Raw genomic sequence first — 21,996 nt, 5'->3', positions numbered from 1 at the left:
TCAAAGGCTACCGTCCACAGTTCTACTTCCGTACAACTGACGTAACTGGTGACATCTCTCTACCAGAAGGCGTAGAAATGGTAATGCCAGGCGACAACATCCAAATGCAAGTTGAGCTAATCGCTCCAATCGCTATGGACGAAGGTCTACGTTTCGCTATCCGTGAAGGTGGCCGTACTGTAGGTGCTGGTGTTGTTGCTAAGATCTTCGACTAATTCTTACTGAATTAATCGTAATCTTGCACTCTTCTTCTTTTTGAAGAAAGCGCTAGAAAAAGGGAAGCTAAGGCTTCCCTTTTTTATACCTGCTATTCCTCTTTTCAATATGGTTATAAGCCCGTCATTCTTAATCATGCTTTTTGTTCCTTAAAAACATGATCTTAGTTCTACTCGATTTTCTCTTCTTTTTAGCTATCTGCTAAGTCACTGAAAACTGCCAAAACGGTCCAGACCGTTATAACAAAACGTTCTGTAATTCGCCTTAATACAACTGGTAACAAGAACGATTCTTGTTTATATTTCATACCAAAGTAAAATTTAAAGGTTTTGAATATGTACGTTTGTCTTTGCCATGGTGTCTCTGACAAGAAAATTAGGAAGTTGGCGATAGATGAAGGCGTAACCGACATTAAAGGAATCAAACGATGTACTGCTCTAGGTAGCCAATGTGGCAAGTGCATCAAGCAAGCAAAAGAAATTTTAGCTGAAACGGAATACTTAACACTGAAACAAGCTAGCTAATTATTAGTTAGGGCTTTTTGACACCTTCTCATTTGCTTCTACATTTAAATGAAGCCAAAGAGGAGGGCTTTGTCATGAAAGGCGATCCAATCATAATCCAACATCTCAATAAAGTGCTCGGCAACGAGCTCGTCGCTATCAATCAATATTTCCTTCATGCTCGAATGTATAAAGACTGGGGCTTAAAGCATCTTGCTGACAAGGAGTACCACGAATCGATTGATGAAATGAAGCACGCTGATCATCTGATCGAACGTATCTTGTTTTTAGAAGGGCTACCTAACTTACAGGATCTCGGTAAGCTAATGATTGGAGAAGATACCAAAGAAATGCTTGAGTGCGACTTAAAGCTCGAGATGGCCGCGATTCCCGATTTAAAAGATGCGATTGCTTATGCTGAAGACGTTCGTGATTACGTATCTCGAGATCTTTTCCAAGAGATCTTAGAGGATGAAGAAGAGCATGTTGATTGGCTTGAGACACAACTTGGCTTGATCGAAATGTCCGGCATAGAGAATTATCTGCAAGCACAGTACGTTGACGAAGAGTGAGAAGATAACGCTGTTTTCTCATCTGAACGAAGTGATTCAAAGAGCACCTGACCTGTAAACTAGGTGCTCATCACTAATATCTGGTCTAATCTCTTTTATTATCGGCCTTTTTAAGGATATCGCTCGCAATCTAGCCTATGAAGATTGACTTCTATCCTTTAGAATTTATTCCCCCTTACCGAAAAAATAACAAAAGAGAAACGATCCATGTCTGAAGACAATCGCCAAGAAGTCACCCCAGAAGAAGAACGCCGCCAACAAGCATTGGATTACCATGCATACCCAACTCCAGGAAAAATTGCAGTAGAGTTGACTAAGCCTGCTGAAACTGCAAATGATCTTGCTCTTGCATACAGCCCTGGTGTTGCAGAGCCTGTACGTGAAATCGCACAAAACGCTGACAACGTGTATAAGTACACAGCGAAGGGCAACATGGTTGCGGTTATTTCTAACGGCACGGCTATTCTTGGTCTTGGTAACCTTGGCCCACTAGCTTCTAAACCAGTAATGGAAGGTAAAGCGCTATTGTTCAAACGCTTTGCTGGTTTAGACTCAATTGATATCGAAGTAAAACACCGCACGATCGACGAATTTGTCGACACAGTAGCAAACATTGCTGATACATTCGGTGGTATTAACTTAGAAGATATCAAAGCACCAGATTGTTTTGAGATTGAAAAGCGTCTGATTGAACGTTGTGACGTACCAGTATTCCACGACGATCAACACGGTACAGCGATCGTAACGGCAGCAGGTATGTTGAATGCAATCGAGCTGCAAGGTAAGAAGTTAGAAGAATCAACCATCGTTTGTCTTGGTGCGGGTGCTGCGGCTGTGGCATGTATGGAGCTGTTGATCAAATGTGGCGCAATGCGCGAGAAGATCTACATGCTGGATCGTAAAGGGGTGATCCATACACGTCGTGACGACCTAAACGAATACAAACAACTATTCGCAAACAACACTGACAAGCGCACGTTAGAAGATGTTATTGAAGGTGCGGATCTGTTCTTGGGTGTATCGGGTCCAAACTTACTACCTGCAGAAGCATTGAAGCTAATGGCAGATAAACCAGTGGTGTTCGCATGTTCAAACCCAGACCCAGAAATCAAACCAGAATTGGCTCACGAAGTGCGTGACGATTTGATCATGGGTACTGGTCGTAGCGACTACCCGAACCAAGTAAACAACGTACTTTGCTTCCCATTCATTTTCCGTGGTGCGTTAGATGTACGTGCAAGCGAGATTAATGATGAAATGAAGCTAGCGGCAGTTGATGCGATTCGTGAATTGGCAAAAGAGCCAGTTCCAGAAGCTGTATTGAAGGCGGCAGGTGTAGACAAGCTAGAGTTTGGCTCTGACTACATCATTCCAAAGCCAATGGACCCACGTCTATTACCACGCGTAGCAAAAGCAGTAGCACAAGCTGCAGTTGATTCAGGTGTGGCGCGTATTGAAATGCCTGAAAACTACATGGCTGAGTAATTAGTAGAGTAGACGCTTCAGATAAACAAAAGGGACGCCAGTGCGTCCCTTTTTCGTTTGGTTTGAAACTGCCCCCGGTGCAGGTTCTCATCTTGACGAATTTGTAAGCAATTATTCTTCGTCAAACGCTTCGAATTCGATGCCCATTGCTGTCATCAGTGCTTTCGCTTCCGTCGGAATATCATCTGGACGGTCTTTACGAAGGTCTTCATCTGTTGGCAGTGGTTGACCTGTGTAAGCATGTAGGAACGCTTCACATAGTAGTTCACTGTTAGTCGCATGGCGTAAGTTGTTGATCTGGCGGCGAGTTCGCTCATCAGTCAGCACTTTTAAAACTTTTAGCGGGATAGAGACGGTAATTTTTTTTACTTGTTCGCTTTTTTTACCGTGCTCAGCATACGGGCTAATGTATTCGCCATTCCAGTCAGCCATTGCGCACCTTCATTAATGTAATAAGTTAGAGAAATAAATATAGGTGCTGATTTTAGCTGCATTTACTGCCATAAGCAAAGACATATAGACGTCTAGAAGTGTTGACGTCTCATTTTTAGACAAGTAAAGTGAGGTTAATAGTTAGGGAAGAGTGTTAATCAATTGAGCAATACAAGCTAGATATAGCGCATTCCCATTTAGATGTCACCACCCGTGAAAGGATACACCCATGAGCACCCGTAAGCCTGCGACCATTGCTGTACGCACTGGTATCGAGTCAGACAGTCAATATCACGCTGTTGTACCACCAATCTACCTTTCTACTAACTACGGCTTCCCTGCGTTTGGCGAAGTTCCACAATACGATTACACCCGTTCTGGTAACCCAAACCGAGGCTTGTTAGAAAAAGCACTGTATGAGCTTGAATCAGGCAAAGGCGCGGTTGTCACTAACTGCGGGACTTCTGCATTGAACCTTTGGGTATCGGCGTTTCTTGGACCTGATGACTTAATTGTCGCGCCGCATGATTGCTACGGCGGTACTTACCGTTTGTTCAATACTCGTGCTAACAAAGGCGACTTTAAAGTGCAGTTTGTTGACCAATCGGATCAGCAAGCGTTGGATGCGGCGATTGCGAAAAAGCCAAAGCTTATCTTGTTAGAGACACCATCAAACCCGCTCGTACGCGTTGTTGATATTGCGGCTGTGTGTGAGAAAGCAAAACAAGTCGGCGCTTTAGTCGCAGTGGACAATACCTTTTTGACACCTGTGTACCAAAAGCCTTTGGAGCTTGGTGCGGATTTTGTTATCCACTCAACGACGAAATACATTAATGGTCACTCTGACGTGATTGGTGGTGTGGTGATCACCAAGAGCGAAGAGCATGCTGAAGAATTAGCATGGTGGGGTAACTGCATTGGCGCTACGGGTACGCCATTCGACAGTTATATGACGCTCCGTGGAATTCGCACGCTGGGTGCGCGAATGCGAGTCCATGAAGAAAGTTCTCAGCAAGTGTTGGCGTATCTGCAAACACAATCTTTGGTAGCGAAGATTTATCATCCGAGTCTGCCAGAGCATCCGGGTCATGACATCGCGAAAAAACAACAATCAGGCTTTGGCTCTATGCTGAGCTTTGAATTTACCGGTTCGTTTGAGCAATTAAAAGTGTTTGTTAAAGAGCTTGACCTGTTCTCCCTTGCTGAGTCGCTAGGTGGTGTAGAAAGCTTGATTTGTCACCCTGCTTCAATGACGCATCGTGCGATGGGTGAAGAAGCTCTGGCTGAAGCAGGCGTTTCTCAACAGTTACTGCGTTTATCAGTTGGCTTAGAAGATGCGCAAGATCTGATTGCTGATCTTGAGCAAGCGTTCGCGAAAGCAGCACAGTAATTGGGAGAGAAAAGGTCATGAGTGTACAACGTCAGCTGCATAAATTTGGTGGTAGCAGCTTAGCAAACCCAGAGTGTTACCAACGCGTCGTGGGGATCCTTAAAGAGTATTCATCAGAAAATGATTTAGTGGTGGTGTCCGCAGCAGGCAAAACCACTAACCGCTTGATTGAATTTTTGGAAGGGTTGGACAAAGACGGCCGCATCGCACACGAAGCGCTGCAAAACTTACGTCAGTTCCAGACAGAGTTAGTTGAAGCTTTGTTAGAAGGAGAAGCCCAAGCGCAGGTGCTTGCTTCACTTCAAGATGAATTCAGTACCTTAGCTGAGTTGACAGCTCCGCTAACAGAAGCACAAAAAGCCGCAGTACTTGGGCATGGTGAAGTCTGGTCTTCCCGATTGCTAGCCGCATTATTATCTCAGCAAGACTTGCCAGCAGTCGCTCAAGACTCACGTGCCTTTTTGCGCGCAGAAGCAGGTACGCAGCCAGAAGTCGATCGTGCTCGTTCTTATGCTCTTATTAAAGAAGCGTTAACTCAACATAACCATAAGCGCGTCATCATTACGGGTTTCATGGCGCAGAATAATGCGGGTGAAACCGTTCTGTTAGGTCGCAATGGTTCAGATTACTCAGCCACTGTGATTGGTGCGTTGGCGGAAGTAAATACCGTGACAATCTGGAGTGATGTCGCTGGTGTGTATAGCGCAGACCCGCGTTTGGTGTCGGATGCATGCCTGTTACCTCTGCTGCGTTTAGATGAGGCGAGTGAACTTGCTCGTTTAGCAGCCCCAGTACTGCACAGCCGTACGCTTCAGCCTGTTGCTCAAAGTGCGATGGATTTGAACCTAAAGTGCAGCTATCAACCAGAATCTGGCTCAACGCGTATTGAACGTGTATTAGCCTCGGGTCGTGGTGCGAAGATCATTACTTCCCTTGATGAAGTACTAATGGTGCAACTTTCATTTGTGCATGGCCATGATTTTGAGCGAGCACAGAAAGAAGTGCTGCAAGCGTTAAAGCGCGCTCAATTGGAGCCACTAGCATTTGAAGCGCAAGAGGATCAGCAAACCTTGCGTTTGGCGTACACGGCAGAGATTGCTGGCGGCGCATTAACTTATCTACAAGAGCTTGCCGTTGAAGCGGAAATCAAACTGAAAGAAGGGTATTCATTGCTAGCTGCCGTTGGCGCTGGTGTGACGAAAAACGCAAACCACTGCTTTGGTTTTTACCAGCAACTTAAGCATGCGCCTGTTGAGTTTATCTCAGAGACGGAATCTGGCTTGAGCTTGGTCGCTGTACTACGCCGTGCAGAAGTCGAAGAGTTAGTTCAACGTATTCATAGCCAGCTGTTTCAAGCGCAGAAGCGCGTAGCGGTGGCCTTGTGTGGTAAAGGTAACATTGGTTCAAGTTGGTTATCGTTGTTTTCTGAGCAAAAAGAAGAGCTCGAAAAACGCCACGGCATGAGCTTTGATTTAGTGGCCGTTGTAGACAGCCAGACTTACTGGTTCGATGAAAACGGCATTAATGCAGCAACGGTTGCCCAGCGCTTCGATGATGAAAGCATTGAGAATGACGGTCACTGGCTCAATAAACTGGGCGCTCTGCAAAATTACGATGAAGCGGTCGTGCTTGATGTTACGGCAAGCAAGGAGCTCGCTGCCCGTTATGTTGACATCGCACAGCAAGGTATTCACTTGATCTCTGCAAACAAAGTGGCGGGGGCAGCAGACAGCCAATACTACCATCAAGTGCAAGATGCTTTTGCGAAGATCGGTCGTCATTGGCTTTACAACGCGACAGTGGGGGCTGGGCTACCGATAAACCATACGGTTCGAGATTTACGTGAAAGTGGCGACGATATTGTTGCACTATCAGGCATTTTCTCGGGTACGTTATCGTGGCTATTCCAACAGTTTGACGGTTCGGTACCTTTTGCGGAGCTTGTCGACTTGGCATGGCAACAAGGTTTGACTGAGCCTGATCCTCGCTCCGATTTAGATGGCTCTGACGTGATGCGCAAGCTGGTTATCTTAGCTCGTGAGTCTGGTTTAAATATTGAACCTGAGAGCGTGAAGGTTGAGTCACTCGTTCCTGAGGAATTACGTGATTTGAGCATTGATGCTTTCTTCGACCAAGGTGATATTCTCAGCGAGATTCTTCAAGAGCGTTTGACCAAGGCGCAGAGAAACGACCAGGTGCTACGTTACGTCGCACGCCTAGAACGCAATGGTAAAGCAACGGTGGGTGTAGAAGCGTTGTCACGTGAACACGCATTAGCGAACTTGTTGCCGTGCGACAACATCTTTGCCATTGAGAGTAAGTGGTACAAAGACAACCCTTTGGTGATTCGCGGCCCTGGTGCGGGGCGCGAAGTAACGGCTGGTGCGATTCAATCGGACCTTAACCGCCTAGCGGGCTTGTTCTAAATCTCGCTGAAGCATTTTTGCGAACGACAACAAAACCTCGGACTGTCTCCGGGGTTTTTTATTATTTGGATAATGCCATACTGGATTGGTCGTTTTGGCTAAGGATTGGTCATACAGGAACTTGAACTATCCTCATCATGAACTTGAGAAAAATTCATAATCACAAGGTTGACATTAAATCGCATTCAATACATTCTGTAGACATATAGACGTCTAAACGGCGATTTAAGGAATTTTGATTTCGTGGTGGAGTTGCCACAGGGAGAGTAAGATGGGATACACGCATGCAGGGCACATCGATGCCTTAAACCAGAATATCGCTGAACTATCAGACAATATCAACGTCTCATTTGAGTTTTTTCCACCAAGCAGTGAGAAGATGGAAGAAACACTGTGGAACTCAGTACACCGCCTTAAAACCCTTCAACCAAAATTTGTATCTGTTACGTACGGTGCCAACTCAGGTGAACGTGATAGAACCCATTCCATCATTAAAGAAATCAAAGCGGCGACAGGTCTTGTGGCTGCGCCTCACTTAACTTGTATCGATGCATCTCGTGATGAACTCATCAACATTGCAGATGACTATTGGAATAACGGTATCAAGAACATTGTTGCCCTACGTGGTGACATTCCACCAGGTGGCGGTGCGCCAGATATGTACGCTTCGGACTTGGTAGAGTTGCTTAAAGCGCGCCATGATTTCGATATTTCAGTAGCCGCTTTCCCAGAAGTTCACCCAGAAGCGAAAAGCGCTCAATCAGATCTGCTTAACCTAAAGCGTAAGGTAGATGCAGGTGCAAACCGTGCAATTACCCAATTCTTCTTCGATGTGGAGTCTTACCTACGCTTCCGTGACCGCTGTGTCGCGGCAGGAATTGATGTTGAAATTGTCCCAGGTATTTTGCCAGTTTCTAACTTCAAACAAGCCTCTCGCTTTGCGGCGCAGAACAATGTGAAAGTACCAGGCTGGATGAGTAAGCAGTTTGAAGGCCTAGATGATGACCCAGTGACGCGTCAGCTCGTGGGTGCAAGCCAAGCGATTGATATGGTTCGTGTATTAAGCCGTGAAGGTGTAAAAGATTTTCACTTCTACACATTGAACCGTGCAGAGATGACTTATGCACTTTGCCACACTCTAGGTGTTCGTCCACAAGTTGCAGTAAGCGCTTAATACGCTTTTCCTAAATAAACAAAAGGCTTGCCCATCGGCAAGCCTTTTTCGTTTCATTTAAAGTGACGAATTAGCCGATCACTTCAAGTTCTGTTAGCACTTCTTCTGCCCAGTTAATCCACGCTTCACGTAGCATTAAGTTGCGACGAAGTGTTAGACGCTCAAGACGCGCTTGTTTGTCTAGTGTTGATGGCGTTGCGTAGTACGCTGCTTCAATCTCTTTGTAGTGAGAAACCAGTTTGCGAGACTCTTCTACAAGCTCAGAAAGTTGATCGCGGAACGGCGTCGCTGGTTGCACTGCACAAGCCATTAGCTTTGCAGAGAACTCATCACGTACTGTTGGGTGTGCAGTTGGTTGATCAAACCACTCGCCCAGAGCGCTACGACCAGCGTCAGTGATTGAGTATACCTTACGGTCTGGTTTGCCTTCTTGAGGTTCTAATACGCAAGTAACCAGTTCTTTCTCAGCCATTTTATTAAGTTCACGATAAACTTGTTGGTGGCTTGCTTTCCAGAAGTAACCGATGCTAGCTGAGAATTCTTTAGTGATGTCGTAACCGGTAGCGTCGCGAGTGCTAAGTACAGTTAAAATTACGTGTGGTAATGACATGTCTTCAATCCAAATGGTCAATAAACTTGTAAACAAGCTATCTACACTTTCAGTTGCGCTCTTATTGGCGCTTGAGTTTTTTATGTGTAAATAGCACCAACAATGTTGGTCCTGTCACCTTAAAGCCGTTTATCACCTAGAGTGATGGATGTTTCCATCGAGCTGGAGCTTATTTGATTGGACTTGTGAGCTTCCAGCAGGCAAGTAGTATATAAATAATAAGCATGAAGTGGAATAGTAGGACAAAATTACCCAAAAAAACTAATAAAATACTCAATAGTGTTTTTGTGTAGTGATTTATTTTGTTTTTAAGAGACTTTTTGTTTTCTTTTTGGATTAATGAGCTGGTTGCGTATTGCTCAAATAGTAGAAGTGATTGGTGATTAGTAATAAAGGCTGAGCAAGAGCTCAGCCTTTTAATGCTTTTAGCGTAGCTAAGTTAACCTGTGTTACGCATACCAGCGGCAATACCAGCAATTGTCACCATCAATGCTTCTTCTAGATTTGCAGAAGCTTCTTCTGTTTGACGAGTACGGTATAGCAACTCCGCTTGAAGCATGTTCAATGGCTCTACGTAGATGTTACGTAGGCGGATTGATTCTTGGCCCCAAGGGTCGCTTTGCATCAGGTTCTCGTTGTTCTCTACGTTCAGTACGGACTTAATATCACGTTGAAGCTGTTCACGCAGTCGGTCACCCAATGGCTGAAGTGGCGTCTCAACTAGGCGTTGATCATAGTAACGAGAGATTTCCATGTTGCACTTGGTGTACACCATCTCAAGCATGCCTAGGCGAGTTGAGAAGAATGGCCATTCACGACACATCTCTTCCAGTAGCGCCTGATGACCTTTGTCTACCGAGTATTGAATTGCTTCACCAGCACCTAGCCATGCAGGTAGAACCAAGCGGTTTTGGCTCCAAGAGAAGATCCATGGAATCGCACGCAAGCTTTCTACGCCACCGTTTGGATTACGCTTTGCAGGGCGAGAGCCTAGAGGCAGTTTACCTAGCTCAAGCTCAGGTGTTGCTTGGCGGAAGTAAGGTACGAAGTCCGGCTCGCCACGAACGACGCTACGGTAGGCTTCACAGCTCACTTCAGACAGCACGTCCATTAGGTCGCGCCACTCTTGTTTAGGCTCTGGTGGTGGCAGTAGGTTCGCTTCAAGGATTGCACTCGCGTACAGGTTGAAACTGTTAACGGCAACATCAGGTAGACCTAGTTTAAAGCGGATCATCTCACCTTGCTCTGTTACGCGCAGGCCGCCTTTCAGACTCTTAGGTGGTTGAGACAGTAGTGCTGCATGAGCAGGCGCACCACCACGACCAATCGTACCGCCACGACCGTGGAACAGTGTAAGTTCTACGCCTTCTTCTTCTGCAACCTTAACCAGTGAATCCATCGCGTGGTATTGAGCCCAGCCTGCTGACATTACGCCCGCATCTTTTGCAGAATCAGAGTAGCCGATCATCACCATTTGGTGGTTTTGGATAAAGCCGCGGTATAGGTCGATGCCCATCAGCTGTTTGATTACCGCTTCCGCGTTGTTCAAATCGTCTAGCGTTTCGAACAGAGGACATACGTCCATGCGGTAAGGACAGCCTGCTTCCTGTAGCAGTAGGTGTACGGCAAGTACATCAGAAGCGGTACGCGCCATTGAGATAACGTAAGCACCGAATGCTTCACGAGGTTGTGCTGCAACAATCTTACAGGTATCCAAAACCTCTTTAACTGGCTCTGATGGTTCCCAGTCACGAGGTAGAAGAGGGCGTTTAGATGCAAGTTCGTTAGTTAGGAAAGCTACCTTATCTTGCTCGCTCCACTGCTCGTAGTCACCAATACCTAGGTAACGAGTCAGTTCAGATAGAACGTCGGCATGACGAGTACTTTCTTGACGGATATCGAGACGAACTAGGTGAATACCGAATGCTTTAACACGGCGTAGTGTATCCAGCAGTGAGCCGTTAGCAATCACGCCCATGCCACATTCGTTTAGTGATTGGTAACACGCGTAGAGTGGTTCCCAAAGCTGCTCTACTTTTTGCAGTGGCGCTTTGACTGCCAGTTTCTGGCCATGAACTTTCGCGTCTAGAATGTCTTTCGTTTCGTTCAATAGTGAACGAAGCTGTTTTAGGATCGCACGGTATGGTTCGTGCTGATCATCACCGGCAAGCTCACGAACTTTGTCGTTGCACACTGTCATCGACAGTTCGCTGATCAGTTCGTTGATGTCATTGAGGTATAGGTCTGCCGCTTTCCAGCGAGACAGAAGCAGTACTTCACGAGTCACGCTGTGGGTTACAAATGGGTTACCGTCACGGTCACCACCCATCCAAGATGAGAAGTGCACAGGGCGGGCATCAATTGGTAGACCTTCGCCAAGGTATGATTTTAGACGGTCGTTCATTTCACGTAGGAAGTCAGGTACTGCTTCCCATAGTGAGTTCTCTACAACCGCAAAGCCCCACTTGGCTTCATCAAGAGGCGTTGGGCGCTGCTGACGGATAACGTCAGAGTGCCAGCTTTGAACGATAAGTTGCTCAAGGCGACGTTCAGTTTTTTTACGCTCTTTGAAAGAGAGATCGCTCAGCTCTAGCTTAGATAGGCACTCGTTGATCTTCACCAGTTTGTTGATCATGGTGCGACGAGTGATTTCGGTTGGGTGCGCAGTTAGAACCAATTCAATGTTCAGGTCGCGAACCGCTTGTGCCGTGTCTAGCTTGCTCACATCATTTTGCACTAGCTTTGAGAACAGCGAGTTAATTGCGTCAGGCTCGCAGATGTGCTCTTCACAATGGCGTGAAATGGTGTGGTATTGCTCAGCAATATTGGTCAGGTTTAGAAATTGGTTGAACGCACGGGTCACGGGCGTTAATTGCTCATCTGGTAGGCTTTTAATTTCTTCTATTAAGCTGTCTCTGTCAGCATTATTCCCAGCTTGAGCCGATTTGGATAATTTACGAATGGTTTCCACTTTCTCGAAGATTTCTTCGCCATGAGCATCACGAATTGTGTTACCCAGAAGGTGGCCCAACATGCGCACATTACTTTTGAGTGCGGCGTATTTCTCGTTCATTGTCATCCTGCCTCGTAAAAAAACTACATCCATTGTCCTTGTTAAGACTCCAATCTAGCGAAAACCACCAGTTCTAGTCAAATAAAGCAGAGTAAGTTTGCAATTATTCCACTGCTCTCCTGATTTAGAGCAAAATTAGGTCAGCTTATACCGCTTGAAGTGAAAATTAATTACAAAATCGCTCACTAAAAGAAGGATATAGCGTGCTAGAAGATGAGTGGCGTAGATAACAAAATGCAGCCCAATCGAGCTGCATTGTCAGGAAAGTACAGAATGCGACTAACAACAATATTTCACCATCGCACGTGACAGCACATCGATAGTTGGGTCAATAAAGTCGAAAGAGAGGAATTCATCTGGTTGGTGGGCTTGGTCAATAGAGCCAGGACCAAGAACTAAGGTTGGGCACAACTGTTGAAGAAATGGTGCTTCAGTACAGTAGTTAACGGTTTCTGAACTGGTTTGGCAGATCTCTTCAACACCACCGATAAATGGGTGATCGTGTTGACATTCGTAACCCGGAATTGGCTCGTGCAGGGGAATAATTTCTAATCGCCCTGGCCATTTCGCTTCGACTTCTTTCAAGGCTCCGCGCAGCATGTTCTCTAAACCATCAAGGCTAATACCAGGAAGAGGACGCACGTCATAATGCAGTTCACAACAACCGCAAATACGGTTTGCACTGTCACCGCCATGAATATGACCAAGGTTTAGGGTAGGGCTCGGAATGGCAAAACCCGGATGGTGGTACTCTTTCACTAGCTTGTCACGCAGTTGCATCATGGCAAACATGACCTCATGCATGATTTCAATGGCGTTGACACCAAGTGCTGGATCCGATGAGTGACCAGATTTACCCGTTACGCGAATAGCATTTGCCACATGTCCTTTGTGACCACGAATAGGCACTAGGCTAGTAGGTTCACCAATGATGCAGTAATCCGGTTTAAACGGCGCGTTCTCAGTGAAATGACGCGCACCTAGCATAGTGGTTTCTTCATCACAGGTCGCCAACACATAAAGCGGCTTGGTCTGCTTACTCCAGTCGACTTTCTTTACCGCTTCATAAATAAAGGCAAAGAAGCCTTTCATATCCGCCGTACCTAAACCGTAAAAGCGGTTGTCTTTCTCGGTCAGCTTATGTGGATCAAAACTCCAGCGCCCTTCATCAAATGGCACGGTATCACTGTGGCCTGCGAGAAGTAAGCCGCCTTCACCGTCACCCATACGTGCGATCATATTGTGTTTGCCTGGTTCCACTTCGATCACTTCAACACTAAAGCCAAGATCTTTAAACCAAGATGCCAGCTTCTCGATCACTTTGGCATTGCCTTGATCCCAACTTGGATCGGTTGAGCTTATCGAAGAGGTACTGATCAGTCCTTCATAGACCTCTAGAAAACTTGGTAATTGCATGGATTCTTCAATTCTCCTGTTGACAGACAGAGCACAAAAATGTAAAACACATATTAAATCATATTTATTGAATAAAAAATCAAAATAAAGCAAAAATTAAATATGAATAATCACTTTGAGCCTTAAGTATATGGATGTCATGTAATGCTAAAAACCACGATTATCGGAGCCAGCGGCTACACCGGCGCAGAGTTGGCTTTAATGGTCAACAAACACCCTGAACTCAAGCTATCAGGTTTATACGTTTCCGCCAATAGCGTAGATGCAGGAAAGAATATTGCTCAATTGCACGGCAAGTTAGCGGGTGTGATTGATATGCCAGTTTCGCCGCTGACTGACCCTGAGCAGGTTGCTCAAGCGTCAGAAGTGGTCTTTCTGGCAACGGCCCATGAAGTGAGTCACGACCTAGCCCCAATTTTCCTAGAGGCGGGATGTCAGGTATTCGATTTATCGGGTGCATTTCGTGTGAAAAGCGAAGGCTTCTACAACACCTTTTATGGCTTCGAACATCAATATAACAACTGGCTAGATAAAGCAGCATACGGCTTAGCAGAGTGGAACCAAGAATCAATAAAAACCACTCCTTTGATTGCAGTGGCAGGTTGCTACCCAACCGCTTCACAGCTTGCAATCAAACCTTTATTAGAACACGCATTACTGGATACCAACCAATGGCCTGTGATTAACGCAACCAGTGGTGTATCAGGTGCAGGGCGGAAAGCTTCCATGGTTAACAGCTTCTGCGAAGTGAGCTTGCAACCTTACGGTGTCTTTAACCATCGTCACCAACCAGAGGTTGCTCAGCATTTAGGTTGCGATGTGATATTTACTCCGCATCTAGGCAACTTCAAACGCGGCATTCTTGCCACGATCACCATGAAACTGTCGCAAGGCGTGACGGAAGCACAGGTGGTGAAAGCGTTTGAACAAGCTTACCAAGGCAAGCCTGCGGTTCGTCTTAAAGGTGATGGTATTCCACGTATTCAGGATGTCGAAAATACCCCTTTCTGTGATATCGGATGGAAGGTACAAGGCGAACACATCATTGTGATTTCGGCGATCGACAACCTACTTAAAGGTGCATCGAGTCAAGCGATGCAATGTCTCAATATTCATTACGGTTACCCAGAACTGACAGCGTTGCTGTAGTCGTTGAAAGAGGGAAATGCGATGACGCAAACCAATCAAGCTCCTTTAGTCATTAAGCTCGGTGGTGCAGCTCTATCTTGCACTCAAACCTTAAGCCAACTGTTTGGCGCCATTGCGGCTTACCAAAAGTCGGCACAGCGACAAATCGCCATCGTTCATGGCGGTGGCTACCTAGTTGATGAGTTGATGGCAAAGCTTCAGCTTGAAACCGTAAAGAAAAACGGTCTTCGCGTGACGCCTTATGAGCAAATTCCTGTGATTGCAGGCGCGCTTGCAGGCACAGCAAACAAATTGCTTCAAGGTCAAGCGATTGCGGATGGTCTAAACGCTGTAGGTCTTAGTCTCGCTGATGGTGGGTTATGTCATGTTGAAGAACTTGACCCAGAGCTAGGCGCTGTAGGCAAAGCATCACCGGGTGATTCAACCCTATTACAAGCGGTGCTAAACGCAGGTGCACTGCCGATCATCAGCTCAATTGGTCTGACTGAAAAAGGTCAGATGATGAATGTGAATGCTGACCAAGCTGCGGTTGCTGTGGCCGGAGCATTGGATGCGGAGTTAGTGCTTCTGTCTGATGTGAGCGGTGTACTCGATGGCAAAGGGCATTTGATCAAAACGCTATCTGAGCAAGAAGCCGATGCATTGATCAAAGGGCAAGTGATCACCGACGGCATGATCGTCAAAGTTAAAGCCGCTTTGGAGGCCGCCAATGATCTTGGTCGTCCTATCGAAGTCGCGACATGGCGTTACCCAGAGAAACTGAACCAGCTATTCGCGGGTGAAAGTATTGGAACGCAGTTTCTGCCGCAATAAAGCAGAAGCAAAACAGTTAAAGAATTCAACATTAGGAAGTGGTTGGCACTGACCGCCGAGAGCAGCGCCAGTTAAGTTTGGAGAAAAAACATGAGCAAAGTGAACGTAAATAAAGTGGTAGTCGCATACTCAGGCGGTCTAGATACTTCAGTAATCATCCCGTGGTTAAAAGAGAACTACGACTGTGAAGTGGTGGCTTTCGTTGCCGATGTTGGTCAAGGTGCCGAAGAACTAGAAGGTATTGAAGCGAAAGCAAAAGCTTCAGGTGCTTCTGAGTGCTACATCGCTGACCTGAAAGAAGAAATGGTCGCGGACTACATTTACCCGACACTAAAAACGGGCGCTTACTACGAAGGTAAATACCTACTAGGTACGTCAATGGCGCGTCCAATCATTGCCAAAGCGCAGGTTGAAGTCGCACGTAAAGTGGGCGCAGACGCTCTGTGTCATGGCTGTACCGGTAAAGGTAACGACCAAGTACGTTTTGAAGGTGCATTTGCAGCGCTAGCACCAGATCTGCATGTTATTGCGCCTTGGCGTGAGTGGGATCTCGTGAGCCGTGAAGAATGTCTGGATTACCTAGCAGAGCGCAATATCCCTTGTACGGCTTCTCTTACTAAGATCTACTCGCGTGATGCGAACGCATGGCACATTTCTACTGAAGGTGGCGTTCTAGAAGATACATGGAATGCGCCAAATGAAGATTGTTGGGCTTGGACGGTAGATCCAGAGCAAGCACCGAATGAAGCGGAAACTGTGACGCTGAAAGTAGCGAAAGGTGAAGTTGTTGAGGTAGACGGTGAAGCGATGACACCATACAACGCGTTGGTTTACCTAAACGAAAAAGGTGCGAAGCACGGTGTTGGTCGTATCGATATTGTCGAAAACCGTCTAGTGGGTATGAAGTCTCGTGGTTGCTACGAAACTCCGGGTGGCACCATCATGATGGAAGCGCTGCGTGCTGTAGAGCAACTGGTGCTGGACAAAGCGTCATTTGAATTCCGTGAGGAGCTTGGTCTGAAAGCATCGCACCTTGTTTATGATGGTCGTTGGTTCACGCCGCTATGTAAGTCTATCCTTGCGGCTTCTGAAGAGCTCGCGCAAGACGTGAATGGCGAAGTGGTTGTGAAGCTTTACAAAGGCCACGCAACGGTAACGCAAAAACGTTCGGATAACAGTTTGTACTCTGAAGAGTTTGCTACTTTTGGTGAAGATGAAGTTTATGACCAAAGCCATGCTGAAGGCTTTATCCGTCTCTACTCGCTATCAAGCCGTATTCGTGCGCTGAACAGCCAGAAAAAATAAGCCAATTTAAAACCTTATAAGATAAGAGACCTGCCACTATTGGCAGGTCTTTTTCGTTTTTGCTGACCACATTGGCATAAAGATAAAATAGTCATGAATAAATATGTAAAAATATTGAATTTCTACTTTATTTTTATCCGTGATTATCGTAACGTTGAGACATGAGAAAAAGTGAGCAAATGACCACCGATTTGGTCAACACTTAATGAAGAACACGTTAGCGTAAGCAATAGTCATCAGGAGAAACGCAATGGCATTATGGGGCGGAAGATTTACCCAAGCGGCAGACACCAGATTTAAAGACTTCAACGATTCATTGCGTTTCGATTACCGATTGGCTGAGCAAGACATCGTAGGCTCAATTGCGTGGTCTAAAGCATTGCTTTCTGTTGACGTGTTATCTGCAGAAGAACAACAAAAGCTAGAGCTGGCACTGAATGAGCTCAAACTGGAAGTGATGGAAGACCCACATCAAATCTTGCGCTCAGACGCTGAAGATATCCACTCTTGGGTCGAGCAGCAACTGATCAACAAGGTCGGTGACCTAGGTAAAAAGCTACACACGGGGCGTTCTCGTAATGACCAAGTGGCAACCGACCTTAAACTTTGGTGTCGCCAGCAAGGTCAGCAATTGTTAATTGCGCTTGATCGCCTTCAAACTCAGATGGTTGGTGTTGCCAAGCAACATCAAGGCACCGTTCTTCCTGGTTACACTCACTTGCAACGTGCTCAACCTGTGACGTTTGCGCACTGGTGTTTGGCTTACGTGGAAATGTTTGAACGTGATTACTCACGTTTGAGTGATGCCCTTAAGCGTTTGGATACTTGTCCGCTTGGATCGGGTGCGCTTGCTGGTACCGCTTATCCAATCGATCGTGAAGAGTTGGCTCATAACCTTGGTTTCCACCGTGCAACGCGTAACTCTTTGGACTCGGTTTCTGACCGTGACCATGTGATGGAATTGATGTCTGTGGCGTCTATCTCGATGTTGCACCTATCTCGTTTGGCAGAAGACATGATCTTCTACAACTCGGGTGAATCTAACTTTATTGAATTAGCCGATACGGTGACGTCAGGTTCTTCTCTGATGCCACAGAAGAAAAACCCAGATGCCCTAGAGCTTATTCGTGGTAAGACAGGCCGTGTATATGGTGCACTTGCTGGCATGATGATGACAGTGAAAGCGCTGCCACTGGCTTACAACAAAGACATGCAGGAAGACAAAGAAGGCCTGTTCGATGCACTTGATACATGGAACGACTGCATGGAAATGGCAGCACTGTGTTTTGATGGCATCAAGGTTAATGGTGAGCGTACGTTAGAAGCCGCGAAGCAAGGTTACGCAAACTCGACTGAGCTTGCTGATTACCTAGTAGCGAAAGGTATCCCATTCCGTGAAGCGCACCATATCGTTGGCGTTGCCGTCGTTGGTGCGATTGCCAAAGGATGTGCACTAGAAGAGCTGTCGATTGATGAGCTGAAAGCTTTCTCTGAAGTGATTGAAGCGGATGTGTATGACATCTTAACCATCGACTCGTGTCTTGAGAAACGTTGTGCACTAGGTGGTGTGTCTCCTCAACAAGTGGCTTACGCTGTTGACCAAGCAGACAAGCGTCTGTCTCAACGCGATACATCAGCAGTTAACGTTCGCCCTGCTCGTTTAACTGACATCGAAACACTAGAAGGCATGGTGGCATACTGGGCAAACATGGGTGAAAACTTACCACGCTCACGCAATGAGTTGGTACGTGATATTGGCTCCTTCGCGGTTGCTGAGCATCACGGAGAGGTAACCGGTTGTGCATCTTTGTATGTCTATGACTCAGGGCTAGCAGAGATTCGCTCTCTCGGTATTGAAGCTGGTTGGCAAGGCCAAGGGCAGGGCAGTGCAATTGTGAACTATCTGGTTGAGAAAGCGCGCCAAATGGCCATCAAGAAAGTCTTTGTGCTGACACGTACGCCAGAATTCTTTATGAAGCAGAGCTTCTTACCAACGTCGAAGTCATTGTTGCCTGAGAAAGTACTGAAAGATTGCGATCAGTGTCCGCGTCAGCATGCGTGTGACGAAGTTGCACTAGAGATCAACTTGTTCGAACAATTGATCCAGAAAAGTAACGTGGCCTAGGTTGATGATTCTATTAGTATTTAAGAAAATACTAAAAAAATTGGAAAAAAACTTGGAACCTTTGAGAGGAAGCCCGGTCTATTAAAGTACCACTGCTTTTTCTTAGAAGAATCTAAGAGAGCCCCAAGACCGGTATTGGTTTTGGGGCTTTTTTCTATCTGTCATCTGAGTGATGATCATCCTTACTTTCTTTTCCACGACGGCGCTGCCACGGCAAAACCACAAAGCGCATCCATAGGTGCAAAAACAGTAAGCCGTTAAATGCAAATCCGGCAAAGATCAGCGCGATCGATTCAATACTTTGCGGATCATCTTTAAACGCAAACCACCACACGATCCAACACAAAACAGAAAGTACCGTCAGTTGATCCATGCATCGTTGGCAACGTCCGATCTTTTTCCAAAACCAGTGCTCTTGGCAACTTCGACAAGCCATTGTTCTATCCACACTATCTATTTGTCCCTGATTATAACGGCTAACTCATGTTTGAGTTTCTCTTTGTCAGGATTCTATGTCGTGTCTATCGAACCAAAAATGGAAAATTAACTTGGTTAAAAATGTGTAGTACGTAATTGGTGTATGGTGCGCTGTCAGCCTGACAATAGGAAAAATTATAATGTCGACAGAACTTAAAGTAGCACTAGGCCTTGCTGGTGGTTTCTTCACAATTGGTTTTACTGCCATTGTGCTTGTTAGCCGTTACGCAATGATGACTGCTTAAACAACCACTTTGCTCAGTTTTGAACTGATAGAGTTGGAATGAGAAAGCCTCGTCTATGACGAGGCTTTTGTTTTTGTGAGAGCTAAAGAGAGTGAGTATTAGCAACCAGGCCCGCAATCTAGGCAGTGCTTAATCGTCTCTGGACCTAAGTGAAGTTTCGCATTCAGGTCACGTAGCGCAGTACGAACGCCTTCTTCAATAACAGGGTGATAAAACGGCATATCCAACATGTCAGAAACCGTCATTTTATTCTGATGCGCCCAAGCAAGTAGGTGGGCTAAGTGCTCGGCGTTTGGCCCCATCATTTCTGCACCCAAGAAGCGACCTGTACCTTGTTCTCCGTAGACGTGCAGAATGCCTTTGTTTCGAAGCATCACGCGTGAACGCCCTTGATTTTCAAACGATACTTGACCAGTTGCAAAGCAGCCGCAAGTACCTAGACGAGCTTCCAACTGCTTATAGGTTTCACCTACCATCGCAATCTGCGGGTCTGAGAAAACAGCAGAGATTGGTGAGCGACGTAGACCCGCACGAATATCTGGGAAACGGCCTGCGTTGTCACCAGCAATACGACCTTGGTCTGCCGCTTCGTGCAGCAATGGAATTTGGTTACTTGCATCACCTGCGATGAAGATGCTCTCTACTGAAGTTTGCAATGTATAGTGATCGGCCGTTGGTACGCCGCGCTCATCTAATACCACATTGGTGTTTTCAATCGCGAGCTTATCCACATTTGGACGGCGACCTGTTGCTGCTAATACGTAATCGACAATAAAGGTTTCTAGTTCACCATAGTGGTTGATGAATTGGATTTCGACTTTATCTTCACCGTCATTTTCTGGCGAAGTAATGCGCTTCATGCTTTCAACTTTTACATCGGCATCAAGGTAAAACTCTTCTTTGAAGGCTTTATCGGCGTACGCCATCACTTCAGGATCGGTCAATGGTCCTACTTGACCACCAAGACCAAATAGCTTCACATTTACACCCAAACGGTGCAGCGCTTGACCCAATTCAAGACCAATCACACCAGGGCCAAATACGGCAACGGATTCTGGCAAGTCATCCCAATCGAACATATCATCGTTAATCACTAAGCGGTCGCCGAGTTCATTCCATACCGCTGGGTAAGCAGGACGAGAACCTGTTGCGATCACAATACGCTTAGCTGTGATTTGAGTGTGGTCATCAACGATTAATGTGTTGTCGTTGGTAAACTTAGCGTAACCCGACACTTTATCTTCAGCAGGGATCTCATCAACGCCTTCCAACACAAAGCCTACAAAGCGGTCACGCTCACGCTTTACTCGATCCATTACTTCACGACCGTTAATGTAAATCTCGCCTTGTGGGTGTACACCAAAGCCCGGTGCTTTCTCGATTTGATGTACGCTTTCTGCTGCGGCGATTAATAGCTTCGATGGCATGCATCCGACACGAGCACATGTCGTGCCGTAAGGGCCTCCTTCAATCATCACAACACTGTCTGTGTGTACTTTTGCTGCGCGGTATGCGCCAAGACCTGCTGTACCACCACCAATAATTGCTACGTCGACATTTAACTGTTTCATAATGGATTCTCGTTTTTCCCAAACGTAGTTGAAGTGACTAAGTCTGGATGAGTGAATTTGAGTTCATTACTCTTGATAACTGGTCGAACGGTGAAGACGACCAGTTATCAAGACTAAGCATAGGAAGTGATTGAAAGGGATGGTCTCCCGGGCGAGGGATGCTCCGGGAGACCTAGGGCTGAGTTTTGGACAGCGAGATTGCCAACCCAAGCCCATTAGGCAAACTATTAACCTAGGTACGCTTCTAGCTCTTCGCTACCACCGATGTGTTTACCACCGATAAATACTTGAGGTACCGTTGTGCGACCAGAGATTGCACGTAGACTTACTGTTGTTGCGTCTTTACCCAGAATCACTTCTTCATATTGAAGACCGTGGTCAATCAGATTTTGTTTCGCCTTCATGCAGAAAGGACAACCTGGTTTGGTGAACACAGTGATAGATTCTTGAGTTTTGTACTCAGGTGCTACGTAGTTCATCATTGTGTCTGCATCTGAAACTTTGAACGGGTCGCCTGGCTCGTTTGGTTCAATGAACATTTTCTCAACCACGCCGTTTTTCACTAGCATGCTGTAACGCCATGAACGCTTGCCAAAGCCGATGTCGTTTTTGTCCACTAGCATGCCCATACCGTCTGTGAACTCACCGTTACCATCTGGGATGAAGGTAATGTTTTCTGCTTCTTGGTCAGCTTTCCATGCGTTCATTACAAACGTATCGTTAACTGATACACATAGAATTTCATCCACACCGTGTTCTTTAAATACGGAGAACAATTCGTTGTAACGCGGTAGGTGGCTTGATGAACACGTCGGAGTAAACGCACCTGGTAAGCTGAATACGATAACCGTTCTGTCTTTAAACAGTTCTTCCGTGGTTACGTTCACCCATGCGTCACCTTTACGAGTCGGAAAAGTAACTTGTGGTACAGCTTGACCTTCTTTTGATGCAAACATGATGATTTCCTTTTTAAATTTATGAAATAATTCGTTTTCGAGCTTAGCGTTATTTGGC

17 protein-coding genes and 1 pseudogene are annotated in these 21,996 nt (G+C 46.1%); 11 read left to right on the top strand and 7 right to left on the bottom strand.

What is annotated here, in order from left to right; translation table 11 throughout:
• The 4 genes and pseudogenes from ATB78_RS25970 to ATB78_RS25955 all read left to right on the top strand — a co-directional run.
• Nucleotides 1-215: pseudogene (locus ATB78_RS25970) on the top strand (elongation factor Tu); the annotation flags it as partial.
• A gap of 336 nt (nt 216-551) precedes the next feature.
• Nucleotides 552-740, top strand: coding sequence for a bacterioferritin-associated ferredoxin (locus ATB78_RS25965; RefSeq protein ID WP_005451472.1), 189 nt, complete (start codon nt 552-554; stop codon nt 738-740).
• Between the two features lie 74 nt (nt 741-814).
• Nucleotides 815-1,291 carry a bacterioferritin gene (gene bfr / locus ATB78_RS25960; RefSeq protein WP_005438394.1) on the top strand — a complete coding sequence of 159 codons (477 nt, stop codon included), beginning with the start codon at nt 815-817 and terminating at the stop codon, nt 1,289-1,291.
• A gap of 207 nt (nt 1,292-1,498) precedes the next feature.
• A complete protein-coding gene (locus ATB78_RS25955) occupies nt 1,499-2,776 on the top strand; it encodes a malic enzyme-like NAD(P)-binding protein (RefSeq protein ID WP_005451474.1) in 1,278 nt (425 codons plus the stop codon).
• A 111-nt stretch (nt 2,777-2,887) separates the two neighbouring features.
• Here the strand turns inward: ATB78_RS25955 and metJ are convergent, their stop codons facing one another.
• On the bottom strand, nt 2,888-3,208 hold the full coding sequence (gene metJ, locus ATB78_RS25950) for a met regulon transcriptional regulator MetJ (protein ID WP_005432736.1): 321 nt from the start codon (nt 3,206-3,208) through the stop codon (nt 2,888-2,890).
• Between the two features lie 229 nt (nt 3,209-3,437).
• On the opposite strand from metJ, the gene ATB78_RS25945 reads away from it, so the two are divergent.
• From ATB78_RS25945 to metF, 3 genes are all read left to right on the top strand, one after another.
• The gene (locus ATB78_RS25945; protein ID WP_061010983.1) at nt 3,438-4,598 is read left to right on the top strand and encodes an O-succinylhomoserine (thiol)-lyase; all 1,161 of its coding nucleotides are present in this window, start codon (nt 3,438-3,440) and stop codon (nt 4,596-4,598) included.
• A gap of 17 nt (nt 4,599-4,615) precedes the next feature.
• A complete protein-coding gene (locus ATB78_RS25940) occupies nt 4,616-7,024 on the top strand; it encodes a bifunctional aspartate kinase/homoserine dehydrogenase II (RefSeq protein ID WP_061010982.1) in 2,409 nt (802 codons plus the stop codon).
• Between the two features lie 271 nt (nt 7,025-7,295).
• Nucleotides 7,296-8,198 carry a methylenetetrahydrofolate reductase gene (metF, locus tag ATB78_RS25935; protein ID WP_061010981.1) on the top strand — a complete coding sequence of 301 codons (903 nt, stop codon included), beginning with the start codon at nt 7,296-7,298 and terminating at the stop codon, nt 8,196-8,198.
• Between the two features lie 70 nt (nt 8,199-8,268).
• Here the strand turns inward: metF and ATB78_RS25930 are convergent, their stop codons facing one another.
• The 3 genes from ATB78_RS25930 to argE form a co-directional block, all read right to left on the bottom strand.
• Nucleotides 8,269-8,808 carry a PadR family transcriptional regulator gene (locus ATB78_RS25930; protein WP_009705507.1) on the bottom strand — a complete coding sequence of 180 codons (540 nt, stop codon included), beginning with the start codon at nt 8,806-8,808 and terminating at the stop codon, nt 8,269-8,271.
• Nucleotides 8,809-9,247: 439 nt separating this feature from the next.
• Nucleotides 9,248-11,881, bottom strand: a complete 2,634-nt coding sequence (gene ppc / locus ATB78_RS25925; RefSeq protein WP_009705509.1) for a phosphoenolpyruvate carboxylase — start codon at nt 11,879-11,881, stop codon at nt 9,248-9,250.
• A gap of 279 nt (nt 11,882-12,160) precedes the next feature.
• Nucleotides 12,161-13,297 (bottom strand): acetylornithine deacetylase, encoded by a 1,137-nt coding sequence (gene argE, locus ATB78_RS25920; protein ID WP_039842516.1) that lies wholly within the window; start codon nt 13,295-13,297, stop codon nt 12,161-12,163.
• 144 nt (nt 13,298-13,441) lie between these two features.
• Here argE and argC point away from each other — a divergent pair, with 144 nt between their 5' ends.
• The 4 genes from argC to argH all read left to right on the top strand — a co-directional run bounded on the left by argC (nt 13,442) and on the right by argH (nt 18,689).
• Nucleotides 13,442-14,446 carry an N-acetyl-gamma-glutamyl-phosphate reductase gene (gene argC, locus ATB78_RS25915; RefSeq protein ID WP_061010980.1) on the top strand — a complete coding sequence of 335 codons (1,005 nt, stop codon included), beginning with the start codon at nt 13,442-13,444 and terminating at the stop codon, nt 14,444-14,446.
• Nucleotides 14,447-14,467: 21 nt separating this feature from the next.
• Complete coding sequence (gene argB, locus ATB78_RS25910) at nt 14,468-15,259, top strand: acetylglutamate kinase (protein ID WP_009697558.1); 792 nt, start codon at nt 14,468-14,470, stop codon at nt 15,257-15,259.
• 90 nt (nt 15,260-15,349) lie between these two features.
• Nucleotides 15,350-16,564: an argininosuccinate synthase gene (locus ATB78_RS25905; RefSeq protein WP_009705512.1), complete on the top strand. Its 1,215-nt coding sequence runs from the start codon at nt 15,350-15,352 to the stop codon at nt 16,562-16,564.
• Nucleotides 16,565-16,814: 250 nt separating this feature from the next.
• On the top strand, nt 16,815-18,689 hold the full coding sequence (gene argH, locus ATB78_RS25900; protein ID WP_005438408.1) for an argininosuccinate lyase: 1,875 nt from the start codon (nt 16,815-16,817) through the stop codon (nt 18,687-18,689).
• A 154-nt stretch (nt 18,690-18,843) separates the two neighbouring features.
• Here the strand turns inward: argH and ATB78_RS25895 are convergent, their stop codons facing one another.
• From ATB78_RS25895 to ATB78_RS25885, 3 genes are all read right to left on the bottom strand, one after another.
• Nucleotides 18,844-19,125, bottom strand: a complete 282-nt coding sequence (locus ATB78_RS25895) for a DUF3624 domain-containing protein (protein WP_027726698.1) — start codon at nt 19,123-19,125, stop codon at nt 18,844-18,846.
• Between the two features lie 384 nt (nt 19,126-19,509).
• Nucleotides 19,510-20,982, bottom strand: coding sequence for a dihydrolipoyl dehydrogenase (locus ATB78_RS25890; RefSeq protein WP_061010979.1), 1,473 nt, complete (start codon nt 20,980-20,982; stop codon nt 19,510-19,512).
• A 227-nt stretch (nt 20,983-21,209) separates the two neighbouring features.
• Nucleotides 21,210-21,938, bottom strand: coding sequence for a redoxin family protein (locus tag ATB78_RS25885; RefSeq protein ID WP_005438421.1), 729 nt, complete (start codon nt 21,936-21,938; stop codon nt 21,210-21,212).
• Between the last annotated feature and the right edge of the window lie 58 nt (nt 21,939-21,996).

Source organism: Vibrio sp. CUB2, from assembly GCF_001557945.1.
Classification (GTDB): Bacteria; Pseudomonadota; Gammaproteobacteria; order Enterobacterales; family Vibrionaceae; genus Vibrio; species Vibrio owensii.
This window is presented reverse-complemented; position numbering and strand designations above follow the sequence as displayed.